The sequence below is a fragment of the Curtobacterium sp. MCSS17_016 genome (genome assembly GCF_003234255.2).
In the GTDB taxonomy this organism is placed as follows: Bacteria; Actinomycetota; Actinomycetes; order Actinomycetales; family Microbacteriaceae; genus Curtobacterium; species Curtobacterium flaccumfaciens.
The window spans coordinates 1,272,102-1,290,269 of sequence record NZ_CP126254.1 but is presented as its reverse complement, the minus strand read 5'-3'; the positions used below and the strand labels follow the sequence as shown (position 1 = coordinate 1,290,269).

At 71.9% G+C, this 18,168-nt stretch carries 19 protein-coding genes; 5 read left to right on the top strand and 14 right to left on the bottom strand.

Going from position 1 to position 18,168, the window contains the following annotated elements; genetic code table 11:
* Window positions 1-122: 122 nt before the first annotated feature.
* The 4 genes from DEJ19_RS06210 to DEJ19_RS06195 form a co-directional block, all read right to left on the bottom strand.
* A complete protein-coding gene (locus DEJ19_RS06210) occupies window positions 123-1,799 on the bottom strand; it encodes a ribonuclease J (RefSeq protein WP_027464761.1) in 1,677 nt (558 codons plus the stop codon).
* 49 nt (window positions 1,800-1,848) lie between these two features.
* Window positions 1,849-2,826: a 4-hydroxy-tetrahydrodipicolinate synthase gene (gene dapA, locus DEJ19_RS06205; protein ID WP_017885921.1), complete on the bottom strand. Its 978-nt coding sequence runs from the start codon at window positions 2,824-2,826 to the stop codon at window positions 1,849-1,851.
* Between the two features lie 125 nt (window positions 2,827-2,951).
* On the bottom strand, window positions 2,952-3,452 hold the full coding sequence (locus tag DEJ19_RS06200; protein WP_111233653.1) for a dihydrofolate reductase: 501 nt from the start codon (window positions 3,450-3,452) through the stop codon (window positions 2,952-2,954).
* Window positions 3,452-4,282 carry a thymidylate synthase gene (locus tag DEJ19_RS06195; RefSeq protein WP_111233654.1) on the bottom strand — a complete coding sequence of 277 codons (831 nt, stop codon included), beginning with the start codon at window positions 4,280-4,282 and terminating at the stop codon, window positions 3,452-3,454. Before DEJ19_RS06195 ends, DEJ19_RS06200 begins: the two co-directional genes overlap by 1 nt.
* 38 nt (window positions 4,283-4,320) lie before the next feature.
* On the opposite strand from DEJ19_RS06195, the gene DEJ19_RS06190 reads away from it, so the two are divergent.
* Window positions 4,321-5,235 carry a TIGR01777 family oxidoreductase gene (locus DEJ19_RS06190; protein ID WP_111233655.1) on the top strand — a complete coding sequence of 305 codons (915 nt, stop codon included), beginning with the start codon at window positions 4,321-4,323 and terminating at the stop codon, window positions 5,233-5,235.
* Between the two features lie 19 nt (window positions 5,236-5,254).
* On the opposite strand, the gene DEJ19_RS06185 is transcribed toward DEJ19_RS06190, so the two are convergent.
* Window positions 5,255-5,719 (bottom strand): tetratricopeptide repeat protein, encoded by a 465-nt coding sequence (locus tag DEJ19_RS06185; protein ID WP_017885925.1) that lies wholly within the window; start codon window positions 5,717-5,719, stop codon window positions 5,255-5,257.
* A gap of 14 nt (window positions 5,720-5,733) precedes the next feature.
* A complete protein-coding gene (locus DEJ19_RS06180; RefSeq protein WP_258377439.1) occupies window positions 5,734-6,480 on the bottom strand; it encodes a 4-hydroxy-tetrahydrodipicolinate reductase in 747 nt (248 codons plus the stop codon).
* A gap of 23 nt (window positions 6,481-6,503) precedes the next feature.
* Between DEJ19_RS06180 and DEJ19_RS06175 the strand changes: the two genes are divergently transcribed.
* Window positions 6,504-6,995: a GNAT family N-acetyltransferase gene (locus tag DEJ19_RS06175; RefSeq protein WP_111233657.1), complete on the top strand. Its 492-nt coding sequence runs from the start codon at window positions 6,504-6,506 to the stop codon at window positions 6,993-6,995.
* Window positions 6,996-7,044: 49 nt separating this feature from the next.
* Here the strand turns inward: DEJ19_RS06175 and DEJ19_RS06170 are convergent, their stop codons facing one another.
* Both DEJ19_RS06170 and DEJ19_RS06165 read right to left on the bottom strand, forming a co-directional pair.
* On the bottom strand, window positions 7,045-7,647 hold the full coding sequence (locus DEJ19_RS06170; protein WP_027464756.1) for a histidine phosphatase family protein: 603 nt from the start codon (window positions 7,645-7,647) through the stop codon (window positions 7,045-7,047).
* 8 nt (window positions 7,648-7,655) lie between these two features.
* On the bottom strand, window positions 7,656-8,990 hold the full coding sequence (locus DEJ19_RS06165) for a M16 family metallopeptidase (protein WP_071405593.1): 1,335 nt from the start codon (window positions 8,988-8,990) through the stop codon (window positions 7,656-7,658).
* Window positions 8,991-9,241: 251 nt separating this feature from the next.
* Here DEJ19_RS06165 and DEJ19_RS06160 point away from each other — a divergent pair, with 251 nt between their 5' ends.
* A complete protein-coding gene (locus tag DEJ19_RS06160; RefSeq protein WP_071405592.1) occupies window positions 9,242-9,889 on the top strand; it encodes a TetR/AcrR family transcriptional regulator in 648 nt (215 codons plus the stop codon).
* Between the two features lie 280 nt (window positions 9,890-10,169).
* A complete protein-coding gene (locus DEJ19_RS06155; RefSeq protein ID WP_110864730.1) occupies window positions 10,170-10,697 on the top strand; it encodes a YbhB/YbcL family Raf kinase inhibitor-like protein in 528 nt (175 codons plus the stop codon).
* A gap of 188 nt (window positions 10,698-10,885) precedes the next feature.
* Here DEJ19_RS06155 and DEJ19_RS06150 read toward each other — a convergent pair whose 3' ends face one another.
* Window positions 10,886-13,165: a polyribonucleotide nucleotidyltransferase gene (locus DEJ19_RS06150; protein ID WP_110864729.1), complete on the bottom strand. Its 2,280-nt coding sequence runs from the start codon at window positions 13,163-13,165 to the stop codon at window positions 10,886-10,888.
* 281 nt (window positions 13,166-13,446) lie between these two features.
* On the opposite strand from DEJ19_RS06150, the gene DEJ19_RS06145 reads away from it, so the two are divergent.
* Window positions 13,447-14,664, top strand: coding sequence for a coiled-coil domain-containing protein (locus tag DEJ19_RS06145; RefSeq protein ID WP_111233658.1), 1,218 nt, complete (start codon window positions 13,447-13,449; stop codon window positions 14,662-14,664).
* Between the two features lie 34 nt (window positions 14,665-14,698).
* Here DEJ19_RS06145 and DEJ19_RS06140 read toward each other — a convergent pair whose 3' ends face one another.
* The 5 genes from DEJ19_RS06140 to DEJ19_RS06120 are packed head-to-tail and all read right to left on the bottom strand — an operon-like array spanning window position 14,699 to window position 18,123.
* Window positions 14,699-15,016, bottom strand: a complete 318-nt coding sequence (locus tag DEJ19_RS06140) for a ferredoxin (RefSeq protein WP_284176592.1) — start codon at window positions 15,014-15,016, stop codon at window positions 14,699-14,701.
* A complete protein-coding gene (locus DEJ19_RS06135) occupies window positions 15,013-16,278 on the bottom strand; it encodes an NADH-ubiquinone oxidoreductase-F iron-sulfur binding region domain-containing protein (RefSeq protein WP_111233659.1) in 1,266 nt (421 codons plus the stop codon). The genes DEJ19_RS06140 and DEJ19_RS06135 overlap by 4 nt, the downstream gene beginning before the upstream one ends.
* The gene (locus tag DEJ19_RS06130; protein ID WP_111233660.1) at window positions 16,275-16,832 is read right to left on the bottom strand and encodes a ferric reductase-like transmembrane domain-containing protein; all 558 of its coding nucleotides are present in this window, start codon (window positions 16,830-16,832) and stop codon (window positions 16,275-16,277) included. The genes DEJ19_RS06135 and DEJ19_RS06130 overlap by 4 nt, the downstream gene beginning before the upstream one ends.
* Entirely contained in the window at window positions 16,832-17,794 is a 963-nt protein-coding gene (locus DEJ19_RS06125; RefSeq protein ID WP_111233661.1) for an FAD:protein FMN transferase, read from the bottom strand. The genes DEJ19_RS06130 and DEJ19_RS06125 overlap by 1 nt, the downstream gene beginning before the upstream one ends.
* Complete coding sequence (locus DEJ19_RS06120; RefSeq protein ID WP_146237708.1) at window positions 17,791-18,123, bottom strand: hypothetical protein; 333 nt, start codon at window positions 18,121-18,123, stop codon at window positions 17,791-17,793. The genes DEJ19_RS06125 and DEJ19_RS06120 overlap by 4 nt, the downstream gene beginning before the upstream one ends.
* Between the last annotated feature and the right edge of the window lie 45 nt (window positions 18,124-18,168).

Here is an 18,168-nt window from a genome sequence, read left to right as displayed (position 1 = left end):
CCCTAACGCCCGCTCAGGACAAACGCAGGAAGGCCCGCCGCAGCGTCCGTGACGGACGCTGGACGGGCCTCCCGGGCCGGACGGACGCGAACGCGGACGCGCGCCCACCCCGCGAACGGGCCCTACGCCTCGATGACCACCGGGACGATCATCGGACGACGGCGGTGCTTGGTGTTCACCCAGCGACCGACCGTGCGACGGACGACCTGCGCGAAGGCGTGCGAGTCGCGCGTGCCGTTGGCGGCGGCCTCGGAGATCGCCTTGGCGATCTGCGGGCGGACGTCGTCGAACACGGAGTCGTCCTCGGCGAAGCCACGCGACTGGATCTCCGGGCCGATCACGCACTGTCCGGTGGTGAAGTCCACCGCGCAGAAGATCGAGATGAAGCCCTCTTCCGCCAGGACGCGGCGGTCCTTCAGGTCGGCGTCGGTGATCTCGCCGACGGTGGAGCCGTCGACGTAGACGTAGCCGATGTCGAGCTGGCCGGCGACCGTCGCGACGCCGTCCTTCAGGTCGACGACGATGCCGTCCTGCCCGAGGATCACGTTGCGCGGCGGGACACCCGTCTGGATCGCCAGGTCGGCGTTCGCGTACAGGTGGCGGTGCTCGCCGTGGACGGGGAGCACGTTGCGCGGCCGCAGGATGTTGTAGCAGTAGAGCAGCTCGCCGGCGGAGGCGTGTCCGGAGACGTGCACCTTCGCGTTGCCCTTGTGCACGACCTTCGCACCGAGCTTGGTCAGCCCGTCGATGACGCGGTACACGGCGTTCTCGTTGCCCGGGATGAGCGACGACGCGAGGATGACGGTGTCGCCCTCGCCGATCTCGATCTGGTGCTCGAGGTTCGCCATGCGGGCCAGGACGGCCATCGGCTCACCCTGCGACCCCGTCGACATGTAGACGATCTGGTCGTCGGGGACGTTCTTCGCCTTCTTCGTGTCGATGAGCACGTTCTCCGGCACCCGCAGGTACCCGAGGTCGGCGGCGATCGTCATGTTGCGGATCATCGAGCGCCCCATGAACGCGACCTTGCGGTTCGCGGCCGCGGCGGCGTCGAGGACCTGCTGCACGCGGTGCACGTGCGACGAGAAGCTCGCCACGACGACCTTCTTGCGGGCGCGCATGATGATGTTCTCGAGCACCGGGCCGATGTCGCGCTCCGGAGCGGTGAAGCCCGGCACGTCGGCGTTCGTGGAGTCCGGCAGGAACAGGTCCACGCCGGCCTCGCCCAGACGGGCGAACGCACGGAGGTCGGTGATGCGGTCGTCCAGCGGGAGCTGGTCCATCTTGAAGTCACCCGTGTGCAGCACACGACCGGCGGGGGTCGTGATCGCGACGGCGAGGGCGTCCGGGATGGAGTGGTTCACGGCGACGAACTCGAGGTGGAACGGGCCGATCTGCTCGGTCTGGTCCTCGGCCACGACGAGCGTGTACGGCTTGATCCGGTGTTCCTTGAGCTTCGCCTCGACGAGCGCGAGGGTCAGCGTGGAGCCGATCAGCGGGATGTCGTCGCGGAGCTTGAGCAGGTACGGGACGGCACCGATGTGGTCTTCGTGGCCGTGCGTGAGCACGACACCGAGGACGTCGTCGAGGCGGTCACGGATCGGCGAGAAGTCCGGCAGGATCAGGTCGACACCGGGCTGGTGCTCCTCGGGGAACAGCACGCCGGCGTCGACGATGAGCAGCTTGCCCTCGTACTCGTAGACGGTCATGTTGCGACCGATCTCGCCGAGGCCCCCGATGGGGACGACGCGGAGGGTGCCGGCTTCGAGCGGCTGCGGTTCGGAGATCTGTGTGGGCATTCGGTCCTACGGATTCGGGCGACGCGCGTGCTGCGCGCCGCGGTGTTCGCTAGCGGGTGGTGCCTGGCACCTTCGGTAGTGCACCGCCGGCCGCCGCGTTGCGGTCGGGGCGGAAGTTCGAGAAGTCGGCGCCGGGCACGTCGCGCACGGCTTCGAGGGAGGTCTCGATGGCGTACGCCTCGGAGTCCTCGGGGCCGACGAGCGGCAGTCGGACGCGCGGGCTGCCGATGCGGCCGAGCCCGTGCAGGATGTACTTGGCGGCCACGGTACCGGGAACGTGCGTCATCACGGCGCGGACGAGCGGCTCGAGTCGCTTGTGCTCGGCCGTCGCGGTGGCCAGGTCGCCCCGGTTCACCGCATCGACGATGGTGCGGTACGGCGCGCTCGTGATGTTCGCGGTCACGCCGATCAGGCCGGTGGCACCGATCGACAGGTGCGGGAGCACGTTCGTGTCGTCGCCGGAGAAGTACATGAGGTCGGTGTTGTTCAGCACCCGCGAGACCTCGGCGAAGTCACCCTTGGCGTCCTTCACGGCGAGGATGTTCGGGTGCTTGGACGCACGCAGGATCGTGTCGTACGTGATCGGGATGCCGGTGCGGCCCGGGATGTCGTACAGGATCACCGGCAGGTCGGTGGCGTCCGCGATCATCCGGAAGTGGGTGAGGACACCCGACTGCGTCGGCTTGTTGTAGTACGGCGTGACGATCATCACGCCGTCCGCGCCGGCCTTCTCGCTCTGCTTGTACAGGTGGATCGCGTGCGCGGTCTCGTTCGAGCCACCGCCCGTGATGATCTTCGCGCGGCCGGCGGCGACGGACTTGCCGACCTCGACCAGACGGAGCTTCTCCGGGTCGGTCAGCGTCGACGTCTCGCCGGTCGTGCCGGTGACGACGATGCCGTCGGCGCCGGCGGTGATGCAGTCGTCGATGTGCTGCTCGACGCCGGGCCAGTCGACCTCGCCGTCGGCCGTGAACGGGGTCACGAGGGCGACGAGGACCTGACCGAAGGGATTCTCACGCGGGGACACGGGCACCAGCGTACCGGGGATGCGCGCGAGGACCGCCGTCCGTGTGGACGGTGGACCGCCTGCGGCGCGGCCGGGAGGCCCGGATCACGTCCGTCCCGCCGGTCACGCCCGGCCCGTGCGGGCGCTCAGGCGCGGCGCTGCCACTCCAGGAACCGGTAGCGGGTGCCGTCGTTCCGGGACTCCTGCCAGGGGCCCTCGTCGGTGAGCGTCCAGCCGGCAGCCTCGTCGAGCGTGGGTGCGACGGTGTCGCCGGGCACGTCGACGTCGATCAGCGTCTCGGAGACGTGGTCGGCCGCGTCGAGTGCGGCGGCGTAGACCTGACCACCGCCGATGACCCACACGGTCTCGTCGGCGCCCTCGGCACGCTCGAGTTCGGCCTGCAGGTCGTGCACGACCTCGGCGCCGTCGGCCGTCCACGTCGTGTCCCGGGTGAGCACGACGTTGCGCCGACCGGGCAGCGGCCGGAAGCGCTCGGGCAGGGACTCCCAGGTGCGCCGGCCCATCAGCACGGTCGCGTCGCCGGTGACCTGCTTGAAGTGCGCCAGGTCCTCGGGCACGTGCCAGGGCATGCCGCCGTCGGCACCGATGACGCCGGTGGTCGACCGGGCCCAGACCATGCCGATCATCAGACGGCGACCGCGGCCTTGATCGCCGGGTGGTGCTCGTAGCCGACGACGGTGAAGTCCTCGTACTCGTAGTCGTCGATCGAGTCGCGCGGTGCGAGTTCGAGCGTCGGCATCGGGTACGCCGTGCGGGACAGCTGCTCCTCGACCTGTTCGACGTGGTTGTCGTAGATGTGGCAGTCGCCGCCGGTCCAGACGAAGTCGCCGACCTCGAGCCCGGTCTGCGCCGCGATCATGTGGGTCAGCAGCGCGTACGAGGCGATGTTGAACGGGACGCCGAGGAACATGTCGGCGCTCCGCTGGTAGAGCTGGCACGAGAGCTTGCCGTCGTTGACGGAGAACTGGAAGAAGGCGTGGCACGGGGCGAGCGCCATGTCCGGCACGTCGGCGACGTTCCACGCCGAGACGATGAGCCGGCGGCTGTCCGGGGTGGTCTTGATCTGCTCGATGACCTGGGCGATCTGGTCGACGTGCTCGCCCGAGGGGGTCGGCCACGAGCGCCACTGCACGCCGTACACCGGGCCGAGGTCGCCGTCGGCGTCCGCCCACTCGTTCCAGATCCGGACGCCGTGCTCCTGCAGCCAGGTGGCGTTGCCCTCGCCACGGAGGAACCAGAGGAGCTCGTACGCGACCGACTTGAAGTGCACGCGCTTGGTGCTGACGAGGGGGAAGCCCTTCGACAGGTCGTAGCGGAGCTGTGCGCCGAACAGGCTCCGGGTGCCGGTGCCGGTGCGGTCACCCTTCGGCGAGCCCTCGGTCAGGACCCGGCGGAGCAGGTCTTCGTAGGGCGTCGGGACGGAGGCGTCGGGCTGTACGGTCTCGCTGTCGGTCACACACAGAAGCCTACGTCGGTGTGAGTAGCGTTGCGGGCATGCCCGACACGACGGAACAACCGCTCTCGATCCTGGTGGCCGGCTCGTCCGGGTTCATCGGGACGCCCCTCGTCCGCGCCCTGCGCGAGGCGGGGCACCACGTCACCACGCTCGTCCGCCGCGAAGCGCGCACCGCGACCGAGTTCCGCTGGGCACCGGGGCTGCGTCCGCTCGACCCGGCGATCCTCGACGGTGCCGACGTGGTGATCAACCTGGCCGGCGCGAACATCGGCAAGCTGCCGTGGACGGACGCGTACCGCAAGGAGATCCGCAGCTCGCGCATCGACGCCACCGACACCCTGGTCGAAGCGATGCGGCACGCCGCCACTCCCCCGGCGCTGTTCCTGTCGGGCTCGGCCTCGGGCGTGTACGGCGATCGCCCGGCCGACGTGCTGCAGGACGACGCCGCCGCGGGCACGGGGTTCCTCGCCGACGTCTGCACCGCGTGGGAAGCCGCCGCGAACGCCGCTCCCGCCGGGGTCCGGGTCGTCACGCTCCGCACCGGCATCGTCATCGGCAAGGGCGGCGGTGCGCTCGCGCCGCTCGTCCCGCTGACGAAGCTCGGCGTCGGCAGCCGGCTCGGCACCGGTGGCCAGCACTGGCCCTGGATCGCACTCGAGGACGAGGTGGGCGCGATCGTGCACCTGGCGACCGCGGCACCGGACGTGTCCGGTCCGGTGAACCTGGCGGGCCCTGAGCCCGTCGTGGCCGACCGCATCACGAAGCACGTCGCCGAGGTCCTGCACCGCCCGTACCTCTTCCGGATCCCCGAGTTCGCCCTGCGCCTGGCGCTGCGGGACGCCGCCGACGACATGCTCCTGTCGAGCCAGCGGATGGTGCCCACGAAGCTGCTCGAGTCCGGCTACACGTTCCGGTACACGCAGGCGGCGGACGCGATCGACGCCGTCTTCTGATCCGCCTCCGGCCCCGGGGTCAGCGGTCGGCGGCGCGCGCCAGGGCGGTGCGCATCGCCGACCGTGCGCGCTTGCGGTCACCGGCGGCGTCGTAGACCACACCGAGCCGGTACCAGGCACGCCAGTCGGCCGGGTCCTGCTCGACCGCGTCGCGGTACCGCGGGAACAGCTCGTCGGCGGCGTCGCGGATCGGCCGGCCCGACGGCCGCACCGGGACGACGTCGTCCGGGGTGCCGCCCTCGGCTTCGAGCCGCGCGCCGAGCCGGGTGATGCGGATGCCGAAGCGGAACTCCAGCACGAGCAGGAGCGCCCCGATCGCGGCGACGACGAACAGCGCGACGCCGATGCCGATGCCGATCGGGATCCCGGTCGCGATGAAGGCGACGGCGCGCTGGCCGACGAGCACGATGTACAGGGCGAGCAGCACCGCCATCAGCGCTGCACCCCAGAACGGCGAGCGGATCGTGCGTCCGGCCCGCTCCATCCGACCCACGGCGGTCAGCCGATGCCGAGGACGCTGCCGAGGCCCACGGTGAGGCCGCGCGCCGACGCCACGTTCGCCAGCGCCGCACGGATGCCCGCGCCGTAGGCGACGTCGTCGTTGGTGTCGTGCCGGATCGTCAGCGTCTCACCGGGGCCGCTCAGCACGACGTCCTGCACGGCCTTCACCCCGGGGAGCCGGAGCGAGTGGATGGGCACGCTGGCGACCTGCTGGCCGCGGGCGCGCTGGTCGACGTGCGGGGCGTCCACGGGACCGACCTCGCGCCGCGCGTCGGCCATCAGCTCGGCGGTGCGCACCGCGGTGCCCGAGGGCGAGTCGATCTTGCCGGCGTGGTGGGTCTCGACGATCTCGGCGGCCGGGAACCACGGTGCCGCGATCGTCGCCAGGTGCGTGCCGAGCACGGAGCCGATCGAGAAGTTCGGGACCACGAGCACCCCCTGGTCCGGGCGTTCCCGCAGCCCGGTGCGGAGCTTCGCGAGCCGGTCGAGCGACCAGCCGGAGGTGCCGACGAGCACGTTCGCGCCGCTCGACAGCGCGTTCTCCACGATCGCCGGGCTGAGCGACGGCACCGTCACGTCGACCACCAGGGCCGCGCCGCCGAAGACCGACGGCGGCGCCTCGTGCGCGCCGTCCTTCGACGACAGGCGGGCGACGAGCTCGAACTCCGGGAGTTCCTCGACGACGGACGCCACGAGGCCCCCGAGACGACCGGTGGCGCCGACGACGGCGACGGGAGTGACCATGCGGTCCATCCTAGGATCGACGCATGTCAGTCGAGGTCAGGACCGTGCCGGCCGATCTGCCCGAGGTCGACGCGCTGCTCGACGCGTACCTGGACGAGCGCGAGGCGACGTTCCCGAGCACGCAGGGCACGTACTCGCGGAAGCGCACCCCCGCGGCCGAGTTCACGCCGCCGAACGGGGTGTTCGCGGTGGCGTACGACGAAGACGTCGCGGTCGGCTGCGGCGGCATCCGTCGGATCGCGGACGGGGTCGACGCGACCGGTGCCGTCGACGTCCGGTTCGAGGTCAAGCACGTCTTCGTGGCGCCGGCCGGGCGCGGCACGGGCGTGGCGACGGCCGTGATGGACCTGCTCGAGCGGGCCGGGGCGGACCTCGGCGCGACGAGCATCGTCCTCGACACGAACGACTCGCTCGTGGCGGCCGGCGCGATGTACCGCGGCCGCGGGTACCAGCGGGTCGAGCCGTTCAACGACAACCCGAACGCGACCGCCTGGTACCGCAAGCCGATCGCCTGAGCCGCCACGAGCCTCCCGGCCGCGCCACCGCGGACCGGACGGGCAGCCGCTAGACGGGCTGGTCGACGGGCAGACCCGTGCGCAGCTCCACCGGCAGGTGGGCCAGGTCGTTCAGCGTGACGACCTCGGCGGGCTTCGCCGAACGGATCCGGATGATCGTGAGCGCGGTGTGTGCGACGTTCGTGCCCATCCAGCGCCACTCGGGGGCTTGGAACGCCTCGCGCACGAACCAGCCGATCACGGCGTTGTGGGTGATCAGCAGGTCGTGCCGGTCCTCGCGCGCCGGGGTGAACCACTCCGACACGGCGTCGCCCATCTGGGCCTGCCCGGCGACGATCTCCTCTTCGGTGATGCCGCCGTACCAGCCCTGGTAGGCGTGCGGCATGTCCGGGGTCGGGCCCGAGGGGATGCAGTCGAACAGCAGCGTCGAGGGCTCGGGCTGGATCGACGGCAGGCGCTGCGACAGGAACGCGGCGGTCTCGCTCGGGGCCTCGAGCGGCGAGTGGTACACGCCGTCGAAGGGCACGCCGCCGAGACGGTCCGCGATCAGGGTCGCCTGACGCTTGCCGCGTTCGGAGAGCTTGCCGTCCCGCAGGCCGTGTTCGGCGTCCTGGTGTTCGCCGTGCCGGACGAGGTACAGGTAGTGCGACATGTCCGTGCTCAGCTGCCGATCCCGATGGCCGCGGCGAGTTCGTCCTGCTGCACGGCACCGACGACCGAGGTGATCGTCGGCCGGGTCAGCAGGTCGCGCGCGAGTTCGAGCACGCCGTCGGTCGTGACACCGTCGACACGCTCGAGCGCCGTCGACAGGTCGGTGTACTCGCCGGTGCCGAGCTCGGAGCGGCCGAGCCGGGTCATGCGCGCGTCGGAGTCCTCGAGCGAGAGCGTCAGCGCGCCCTCGATCTGGCCCTTGGCACGTCGGAGCTCGTCGTCGGTGATGCCGTGGTCGACCATCCGGCGGAACTCGGCGTCGACGATGTCGATGACTCCGGCGACGTTGTCCGGCGCGCAGCCGGCGTAGACACCGAAGGCACCGTTGTCCAGGTACGCGGGGGCGAACGACGACACCGCGTAGGCCAGACCGCGGCGCTCGCGCACTTCCTGGAAGAGACGCGAACTCATGCCGCCACCGAGCACGGCGTTCAGGACGCTGAGCGAGGGACGGCGGTCGTCGCGCAGGTCGAGGCCCTGCGAGCCGCGGAGCATGCTCACCTGCTCGGTCGGGCGGTGCACCACGGTCAGCTTCGCCTCGACCGGGTCGGCCACGGTCTCGGGGGTGCGGCGCGGCAGCGGCTCGGCGTCCGGGGCGTCGTGGAAGACGCCGGCGACGAGCTCGCAGAACCGGTCGTGGTCGACAGCACCGGCGGCGGTCACGACGATGCCGTTCGGCGCGTAGTGCTCGCGGTAGTGGGCCAGCACCTCGTCGCGCTGGACCGCACGGATGCTGTCCGGGGTCCCGCCGATCGGACGGCCCAGGGGGTGTCCGCCGAAGGCCGCGGCGAAGAACGCCTCGCCCGCGACGTCGGCCGGGTCGTCGGCGGCCATCGCGAGTTCTTCGAGGATGACCCCGCGCTCGACGGCGAAGGCGTCCGGTTCGAGCACCGAACCGGTGACCATGTCACCGATGACGTTCACGGCCATCGGGACGTCGGTGTCCCGGACCCGTGCGTAGTAGCAGGTGTACTCCTTGGCGGTCGCAGCGTTGTGCTCACCGCCGACCGAGTCGAACGCGATGGCGATGTCGAGCGCCGATCGGGTCTCGGTGCCCTTGAAGAGCAGGTGTTCGAGGAAGTGGGTCGACCCGAACTGCCCGTCGCGCTCGTCACGCGAACCGACGCCGACCCAGAACCCGATGCTCGTCGACGCGGCACCCGGCACCGCCTCGGTCAGCACACGGACGCCCGAGGGCAGCACGGTGCGACGGACGAAGGCCCCGCCGGACGTCAGGAACGACGTGTCCGGGGCCCCGAGCGGCAGTGGCACTGGCTGGTTCATCGCAGACGAGCCTAGTGATCCGTCGATGCCTCCCGCCCAGTTTCCCGGTCTCGGTCGCATGCCACTCGAAGTGGGGTACAGAAAATGTGGACAGACCGACTCGTCTGTCTGTCCTCCTTGTGCTACTGTTGGCCACGCCGGATCGAAAGCCCCCCTAAGTTCCGATCCGGCGGCTCGGGACATCAGTCCTGCGCGACCACCGAGTCCCCCCACTCCGGTCGCGGAGCCGATGAGTCCGAGGAGTACACGCTGTGACGGTCGATTCCCCCCAACCGGCCGTCCAGCGTCTCCCCGGCCCGAGCACGAACCTCGCGTCGCCGGACGGGTCGAGCGTCCCCCCGACTCCCCGCTCCGGCGGCGCGAAGGTCCGTGTCCTCGAGACCGCCACCCGACTCTTCTACGAAGAGGGCATCCACAGCGTCGGCGTCGACCGCCTCATCTCCGAGGCGAGCGTCACGAAGGCGACGTTCTACAAGCACTACGGGTCGAAGGACAACCTGATCCTGGCCTACATCCGCACCCAGCACGAGCGCGTGCAGGAGCGGATGGAGCAGCTCATCACCGACGCCGGCTCCCCCGAGCGGGCCGTCCGTGCGTGGGTCGCCGCGCTGGCCGACGACGTCAACGACCCGGCGTTCCGCGGCTGTGCGTTCCTGCACGCCGCCGCCGAGTACCACGACCCGCGCGACCCGGTCCGCCAGGTCGTCGCCGTGCACCGCGACTGGTACACCGAGCGGCTCGCGACCCTGCTGCAGGAGGCCGGACACCCCCTGCCCGGCGACGGCGCCGACGAGCTCATGCTCGCGCGCGACGGTGCGATGGCTGGCGCGTACGCCGGTGACGCGATCGCCGCCACCGCCGCGCTCAACCGCGTGGTCGACCGGGTGCTCGCGGGCTGACGCCCGGCTCGCGCCAGCGCTGTCGCCGTCGGCTGTCGGCTGTCGCCTTCGCGAAAGCGACAGATCACCGCGAACAGTTCGCGGCATCCTGTCGCCTTCGCGGCACCGACGCACCCGCGCGACGCACATGTGTCGCTTTCGTGGGGCGGTCGAGGCGACCGCGGCCGGACGGGAGGCCCGTGGCGGGCCCGCACCGCGCCTCCAGGCCGTCACGTGCGAACTCCCACAGCCCCGCGCGCGCACCGAGCGCGGCCCGAGCCGGCGGGTGTTGGCTGGGGGCATGGCCAACGACCCCAACTGGAACCTGCCCGACGTCCCGTCCTTCACCCTGACGAGCCCCGACTTCACCGACGGAGGCGAGCTGCCCACCTCGGCACGCGGCTCCGACGCCGGCGGTGAGGACCGCTCCCCCGCACTCGAGTGGTCGAGCGCGCCCGAAGGCACGAAGAGCTTCGTCCTGACCGTCTACGACCCCGATGCCCCGACCGGCTCCGGCTTCTGGCACTGGAGCCTGACGGACATCCCGGGCTCGGCGACCTCGCTCCCCGCAGGTGCCGGCACCGACGACGCCCTGCTGCCCGCCGAGGCACTCCGCCGCCGCAACGAGTTCGGCACGGACACGTTCCTCGGGGCTGCTCCGCCCGCGGGCCACGGTGTGCACCGCTACTTCTTCACGCTGAGCGCCCTCGACGTCCCCGTGCTCGAGGTCCCCGCCGACGCGACCCCCGCGGTCGTGGGCTTCATGCTCCGCGGGCACCTACTCGGGCGCGCGCAGCTCATGGGCACGCAGGAGACCCCCGCGGCCTGACCGGCACGTGGCACGGCGCGGCGATCGTTCGCGCACAGCGACAGTTCACGCGGAGCCGTGCCCGTGAGGTGTCGCTGACCGCGAAAGCACGCGAGGCCAACGCACGCGTGGCACCTGCCCTGCAACGGCGAACGGCCGCCGCCCCGGAAGGGACGGCGGCCGTTCGTGCGTCAGGACGCGGAAGAGGATCAGCCCTCGGCCGGGTCCTCGGCGTGGGCGCGGACCGTCTCGGCCGAGGTGGAGTCACCCTCGGTCTCGTCGGCCACGACCGGCGCGAGCGACAGCTTGCCGCGGTCGTCCACCTTGGTGACCTCGACCAGGACCTTCTGGCCGACGCCCAGGACGTCCTCGACGTTCTCCACACGCTTGCCACCGGCGAGCTTGCGCACCTCGGAGACGTGGAGCAGACCGTCACGGCCCGGGAGCAGCGACACGAAGGCACCGAAGGTGGCGATCTTCACGACGGTGCCGAGGAACTGGTCCCCGATCTCCGGGTTGGTCGGGTTCGCGATCGCGTTGACCTGGGCACGAGCAGCCTCGGCCGACGGACCGTCGACGGCGCCGATGTAGACGGTGCCGTTGTCCTCGATCGAGATGTCGGCACCGGTGGTGTCCTGGATGCCGTTGATCGTCTTGCCCTTCGGGCCGATCAGCTCGCCGATCTTGTCGACGGGGATCTGCACCGAGATGACGCGAGGAGCGGTGTCCGCCATCTCGTCTGGGGCGTCGATGGCCTCGTTCAGCACACCGAGGATGGCCGAGCGGGCCTCCTTGGCCTGCTTGAGCGCCGCGTCGAGCACCGTCGACGGGATGCCGTCGAGCTTGGTGTCGAGCTGGATCGCGGTGACGAACTCCGAGGTACCGGCGACCTTGAAGTCCATGTCGCCGAGGGCGTCTTCCGCACCGAGGATGTCGGTCAGGGCCGCGTAGCGGGTCTGACCGTCGACGGTGTCGGAGACCAGGCCCATCGCGATGCCGGCGACCGGGGCCTTGAGGGGCACACCGGCGTTGAGCAGCGAGAGGGTCGAGGCGCAGACGGAACCCATCGAGGTCGAGCCGTTGGAGCTGAGCGCCTCGGAGACCTGACGGATGGCGTACGGGAACTCGTCACGCGACGGGAGCACCGGCACGAGGGCGCGCTCGGCGAGGAAGCCGTGCCCGATCTCGCGACGCTTCGGCGAACCCACACGGCCGGTCTCACCGGTCGAGTAGGGCGGGAAGTTGTAGTGGTGCAGGTAGCGCTTCTTCGTGACGGGCGACAGCGAGTCGATCTGCTGCTCCATCTTGAGCATGTTCAGCGTGGTGACGCCGAGGATCTGCGTCTCGCCGCGCTGGAAGATCGCCGAACCGTGGACGCGCGGGATCACGGCGACCTCGGCGTCGAGCGGACGGATGTCGGCGAGGCCGCGGCCGTCCATGCGGATCTGCTCGGTCAGGATGCGGCCGCGGACGACCTTCTTCGTGACCGACTTGTACGCGGCGCCGACCTGCGAGTTGGCGACCTCGGGCAGCGAGCCCGCGGTGACCTGCTCGGCGATGGCTGCCTTGACGCGCGACTTGAGTGCGTCGTCGGCGTCCTGACGCTCGGTCTTGGCGGCGATCTTGTAGACGTCACCGAGCTCGGAGAGCGCGAGGGCCTCGACGGCCGAGTAGACCTCGGGCGCGTACGGTGGGAAGACCGGGAAGTCCTGGATCTCCTTGGCCGACTGCGCGGCGAGCTTGGCCTGCGCGTCGACGAGGGACTTGAGGAACGGCTTCGCCGCCTCGAGACCCTGCGCGACGATGGCCTCGTCGGGCTTGGTGGCGCCGCCCTGGATGAGGTCCCAGGCGTGCTCGGTGGCTTCCGCCTCGACCATCATGATCGCGACGTCCTCGTTGCCCGCCTCGTCCGTGACGACACGACCGGCGACGGTCAGGTCGAACACGGCGTCGGCGAGCTGCGAGGCCTTCGGGAACGCGACCCACTGGTCGCCGATGAGCGCGAGGCGCACACCGGCGATCGGGCCGGAGAACGGCAGACCGGAGATCTGCGTCGACGCGGACGCGGCGTTGATCGCCAGCGCGTCGTAGAACTCGTCCGGAGCGATGCTCAGGACGGTGATGACGATCTGCACCTCGTTGCGGAGGCCGTCGACGAACGACGGACGCAGCGGCCGGTCGATCAGACGGCAGACGAGGATGGCCTCGGTCGACGGACGGCCTTCACGACGGAAGAACGAACCGGGGATCTTGCCGGCGGCGTAGGAACGCTCCTCGACGTCGACGGTCAGCGGGAAGAAGTCGAAGCCCTCACGCGGGTGCTTGCCGGCGCTGGTGGCCGAGAGGAGCATCGTTTCCTCGTCCAGGTACGCGGCGACCGCGCCCTGGGCCTGCTGTGCGAGCCGACCGGTCTCGAACCGGACGGTGCGCTTGCCGTACTTGCCGTTGTCGATGACGGCTTCGGCGAACTTGATCTCGGGACCCTCCAAAAGGGCGCCTCCTTGATGTGTTTCCGGCAGGCCATGGCGACGGCACTCGATGGTGCGTGCGCGCCGATCGTTCCGGACGCATGTCTGGCCAGCAGTAGAAGCACTCGGGAAACCGTTCCGGCCCGCGAGCCACCACCGATGACCAGCTCCGTGCCCGGCCTGCGCAGTGTTGTGTGTGACGTCCGGGGAATGAGTCCTCGGACACGATGGACTTTACCAGTCCTCAGGCTGTCGGCGGCGCGGCTCGCTGGACTCCTGGTGAACATCGGTAGCCTGCCGACATGCGCCTCACCCCCTCGCGGGGCGTGCTCGTCGCGGCCGCCGTGGTCGTCGGCGCGCTCGTCGCCCCGGCCCTGACCGCTGCCCCCGCGAACGCCACCGAGTACCCGACCTGGCAGGACGTCCAGCGCGCCAAGGGCAACGAGACGGCGAAGCGCGCCGAGGTGCAGAAGGTGCAGGCGGCGCTGCAGTCGGCGCAGGACGAAGCAGCCGCGAAGTCGCAGGCCGCCCTGGTGGCCTCGTCGAAGGCGGACGCGGCCGAGTCGGAGCTGGCGTTGGCCACCCAGGCCGCCACGAGCCTCCAGGCCCAGGCGCAGCACGCGAGCGAGACGGCGGACCGGGCCCAGCAGCGGGCCGGCCAACTGGCCGCGAACCTGTACCGCGACGGCAGCATGAACCAGATGACCACCCGCATCGCGACCGCGAAGAACCCGGACCAGCTGCTCTACCAGCTCGGCGCCCTCGACCAGCTGTCGGAGACCTGGGCCGGCGTCATGGACGACGCGTCCGTCGCGGCCGGCACGGCGTCGTCGCTGCACGAGCAGGCCGAGCGGGCCGAGACGGAACGCGCGACGCGCGCCCAGGCGGCCGAGGATCGCTCGGCCGCAGCGAAGTCGGCGGAACAGGCGGCGGACGCCGCCGTCGAGTCGACGGAGCAGCACAGCGACGAGCTGTACGCGCAGCTCGCGTCGCTCAAGGACAGCACCGCGAAGCAGGAGGCCGGGTACGAACTCGGCCAGCGGGTCGCCGCGCAGAAGGCGGAGCAGCAGCGCAAGCGGGCCGCAGCGGCGGCGGCCGAGGCGGCGGCGAACACGGCCGCGGCGAACGCCGGCAGCAGCGCCTCCGGCGGCGGCGCGACCAGCGGCGGCACCGGCTCGTCCTACCCGAGCACCGGGGGCGTCGCCGTGGACCCCGCGGCCGCGCAGGCCTACGCACGGAGCGCGCTCGGGTCGTACGGGTGGGGCTCCGACCAGTTCTCGTGCCTGGTGTCGCTCTGGACGCAGGAGTCCGGGTGGCGGGCCAACGCCCTGAACGCCTCGAGCGGCGCCTACGGCATCCCGCAGTCGCTGCCGGCCGAGAAGATGGCGGTCGCCGGAGCCGACTGGCGCACCAACGCGAACACGCAGATCGACTGGGGGCTCGCGTACATCAAGAGCGCCTACGGATCACCCTGCGGGGCGTGGGGCCACGAGATGAGCGTCAACCCGCACTGGTACTGAGCAGGGGGCCGGCCGGGCGCCGGTCGCCGGCTGCTCACCGCTCCACCAGTCGGAGCGCCTGCAGGGGGCACATCGCGACGGCGTCGGCCGCAGCGGCCCGCTCGTGCGGACGGACCGGGACGTCGCGGGTGCCGGCACCGGGGGTGCCTGGGTCGCCCGGGTTGCCGGCCCGGACACCGGGGTCGCCTCCGGCCCGGGCGCCGGGGGTGCCGGCCCGGGCGATCGGGTAGCCCCACTCGTCGCGCTCGAGCCGCTCGGCGAACAGTTCCGTGCACAACCCCCGGCCCCGGCAGCGCGTCCAGTCGACGTGCAGCGAGACGACACCCGCGCCTGCGCCCGCGCCCCCGCTCACCACGCACCCCCGCGCCGCAGCAGGCACCGGCCACCGAGGTGCGCCTGCACGTCGTCGTGGAACACGTCGAGCGCGCTCCGCACCATCCGCGCCACCCCGTCCGGGTGGTGACACGCCCCACGACCGTCCACCAGCGCGGCCACCCGACGCACCTCGCCCTCCAGGTCCCCCGCTGCTCGCCCCGAGGCCAGGTCCCCGACGACGTCGGCGATCCGCGGCAGTCCGTTCACGCAGGGTCCGCACCGTCCGGCCGACGCTCCGGCGAGCGCCGCCGCCAGCCGTGCCGTCACCGCGATCGGGCAGGTCCGGTCGTCGAGCACGGCGAGCACCCCGGCCCCGGGCGCGGCACCCCACCGAGCCAGTCCCTCGGGGTCGAACGACGTGTCGAGGGCCGCGGCCGGCAGCCACGTCCCGCCCCATCCGCCGACCAGTACGGCGCGTGTGTGCGCCGGATCGGTCACGGGCAGCCGGGAGGCCCGCAGCAGTTCCCCGAGCGGCGCACCCCCGGCGGTCTCCAGCACCACCGCGGTGGTCGGGTCCGTCACGTCGCTCACCGTGACGAGCCGGGTGCCGGGGGCACTCGGGCTGCCGACGCCCCGGGCCCACGCCGCCCCGAAGCGCACGACGAGTGCTGCCTGGGCGAGGGTCTCGACGTTCGACACCAGGGTCGGTCGCCCGCTCGGGCCCCGTTCGGCGAGCCGCACCACGCGGTCCTCGGGCACACCCCGGCCACCGGCGACGGCCGAGGCGAGGGCGCTGGCCTCCCCGGAGACGAAGGAGGCGTGGGGCAGGACCCGCAGGCTGATCGGCACGGGGTCGCCGCCGCGGTCGGCGCGTTCCGCGAGGGCCCGGCGGACCGGACCGGCGAGTCGGTCGCTCGTGGCGAGCACCGCCTCGGAGGCACCGATCGCGGCGGCCGCGAGGACGATGCCGTCGAGTACCAGGTGCGGTGCGCGCTCGAGCAGGACGGCGTCCTTGCGGCTGGCGGGTTCGCCGTCGGCGGCGTTCGCGACCACGAGGGGCGCACCCCGACCCCGACGTCGACCATTCGCGGTCACGGCGGCGAGCTTCCGGGCGAGCGGGAACCCGGCTCCGCCGCGACCGTCGACGCCGGCGCGGCCGAGTTCGTCGACCAGCCACGGGCCGAGCTGCGGCAGCGGGCCGAAGGTGTCCTCGTGGTCGGTGCGGGCCGGACCGGGTGCGGCCAGGAGCCGTCGGGTGCCGGTGGGTGGGACGACGGTGCGGGGGTGGGTCAGGGTCATCGGACGACCTCCAGCTTCGCGGAACGGAACTCGGTGACACGGGCGGTGCAGCGCCAGACGACGGCGCCGACGACGGCCGCGGTGCAGACGCCGGCGAGCACGAGGAACCACGCGGAGGTGCCGTCGGTCCCGGTGCCGACCGCGTGGGCCAGGGCGATCGGCCACATGGCGTAGGCCGCCCAGTGCACGGCGCGGAAGGCCCGCGGCCCGATCACACGGCGGAGCAGTGCGGTGACGACGAGCACGACGAGCAGGTCGACGGCCAGGGTGCCGAGCCCCAGCCAGAACCACCGGTCGGCGCTGACGAACGGCACGACCGTGTCGAGGAGGCGCAGCTCGGCCTCGGTGTCGAGCAGCAGCGAACCCACGTGCACCGCGACGAACACGGTGGCGGCGAGGGCGACGTCCCGGTGCACGAGCTGCACGGCGAACCGGGGCAGCCCGGGCAGCGGTCGTCCGCTCCTGGTGACGATGCCGAGGAGCACTGCGAGGGTGAGGAGCAGGACGGCGGTGACCCCGAAGCCCCGGCCGATCACCCAGAGCGCGGTGTCCATCAGGCGACCGCCGATCGGTCGTCGTCGGCGCGCTGGCCGTCGGTGCCCTGGTCGTCGGGCCAGCCCCCGAGCCGTACGACCGTGCCGTCGGCGGCGACGAGCCGGGCGGCGCGTCCGCTCTGCCGGAGCCACTCGGCGGCGGTGCGACCGCGCACCACGGCGGCGGTCGTCATCGTGTTGGCGGTGGTGCACGACGGGGCGACGACGGTCACCGTGCGCCAGACCGGCTCGGCGGGCAGACCCCACCGGGGGTCGAGGATGTGGTGCCGGGCGGTGCCGTCCTGCTCCCAGCGGCGCTTCTGCGTGCTCGAGGTCGCCACGGACCACCCCGAGGCGATCCGGACGTGGTCGACCGGGTCACCCTCGAGGTCCTCCACCCGCACCTGCCAGCCGCCGGACGGATCCGGGCCGGCGGTCGCGACGTCACCGCCGAGGGACACCAGCGCCCCGATGCCGAGCCGTGCGGTGATGCTCGCCGCGGCCATGTCGGCGGCAGCGGCCTTCGCCGTGGCACCGAGGTCGAGGGTGACGCCCTCGGGGATGCGCAGGAACGTGCCCGACAGCAGGATGCGCTGCCACGCCGGACGGTCGTCGCGTGCACGCGACAGGGCCTCGGGCGACGGGACCGGCTGGGCGTCGGCGAAGGCGACGTCGTACCCGAGGGAGACCATCCGGCGCCCGAGGGTGGGGTCGACGTCACCGTCGGAGAGCCGGGCTGCGTCGAGCGCCTGCTGCACCAGTGCGGCGAGGAGCGGCGACACCTCGGTGCCACGCACGAGGTCGTCGGCGCGTGCGGTGAGTTCGGAGTCGTCGCGGAAGCGGCTGCACGCGGCGTCGACGGCGGAGGTGACCTGCCGGACGCAGGACTCCGCGTCCGCGAGGTGCCGACGGTCCCGGTGGTCGAGGACGACCCGGGCGGTCGTGGTCCAGAGGTCCCACTCGGTGGCGGCGCGCACGGTCACGACCCCGTCGTCGTGGTGTCGGAGGTCCCGCCGGTGGTGCCCTGCGACACCCCGGTGTCCGAGTCGCTGGTCCCGGAGTCGCTCGTGGCGGAGTCGGTCGGCTGGGTCGACGAGTCGGTGCTCGTGTCGGTACTGCTGCTCGAGTCGCTGCTGCTGGACTCGCTGCTGCTGGAGCTGCTCGTGCTCGTGTCACTGCTCGTGCTCGTGCTCGCCTGCTCGTGCCCGAGCCAGAGCCCCGCACCGGTGACCATCGCCACCACGAGCCCGCCCACGCTGACGAGCGCACTCGTGATCCGTGCGGATCGCCTGCCGCTGCCTCTGGTGTCCATCGGTGCTCCTCGTCGTCACGACGAGGTTCCCGAGGGCACCGATGA

Excerpts from the sequence above, each read along its gene's own strand:
- DEJ19_RS06210 (WP_027464761.1), bottom strand. The coding sequence starts at position 1,799 with ATGCCCACACAGATCTCCGAACCGCAGCCGCTCGAAGCCGGCACCCTC.
- DEJ19_RS06200 (WP_111233653.1), bottom strand. The coding sequence starts at position 3,452 with ATGATCGGCATGGTCTGGGCCCGGTCGACCACCGGCGTCATCGGTGCC.
- DEJ19_RS06190 (WP_111233655.1), top strand. The coding sequence starts at position 4,321 with ATGCCCGACACGACGGAACAACCGCTCTCGATCCTGGTGGCCGGCTCG.
- DEJ19_RS06185 (WP_017885925.1), bottom strand. The coding sequence starts at position 5,719 with ATGGAGCGGGCCGGACGCACGATCCGCTCGCCGTTCTGGGGTGCAGCG.
- DEJ19_RS06180 (WP_258377439.1), bottom strand. The coding sequence starts at position 6,480 with ATGGTCACTCCCGTCGCCGTCGTCGGCGCCACCGGTCGTCTCGGGGGC.
- DEJ19_RS06175 (WP_111233657.1), top strand. The coding sequence starts at position 6,504 with ATGTCAGTCGAGGTCAGGACCGTGCCGGCCGATCTGCCCGAGGTCGAC.
- DEJ19_RS06170 (WP_027464756.1), bottom strand. The coding sequence starts at position 7,647 with ATGTCGCACTACCTGTACCTCGTCCGGCACGGCGAACACCAGGACGCC.
- DEJ19_RS06165 (WP_071405593.1), bottom strand. The coding sequence starts at position 8,990 with ATGAACCAGCCAGTGCCACTGCCGCTCGGGGCCCCGGACACGTCGTTC.
- DEJ19_RS06155 (WP_110864730.1), top strand. The coding sequence starts at position 10,170 with ATGGCCAACGACCCCAACTGGAACCTGCCCGACGTCCCGTCCTTCACC.
- DEJ19_RS06145 (WP_111233658.1), top strand. The coding sequence starts at position 13,447 with ATGCGCCTCACCCCCTCGCGGGGCGTGCTCGTCGCGGCCGCCGTGGTC.
- DEJ19_RS06135 (WP_111233659.1), bottom strand. The coding sequence starts at position 16,278 with ATGACCCTGACCCACCCCCGCACCGTCGTCCCACCCACCGGCACCCGA.
- DEJ19_RS06130 (WP_111233660.1), bottom strand. The coding sequence starts at position 16,832 with ATGGACACCGCGCTCTGGGTGATCGGCCGGGGCTTCGGGGTCACCGCC.
- DEJ19_RS06120 (WP_146237708.1), bottom strand. The coding sequence starts at position 18,123 with ATGGACACCAGAGGCAGCGGCAGGCGATCCGCACGGATCACGAGTGCG.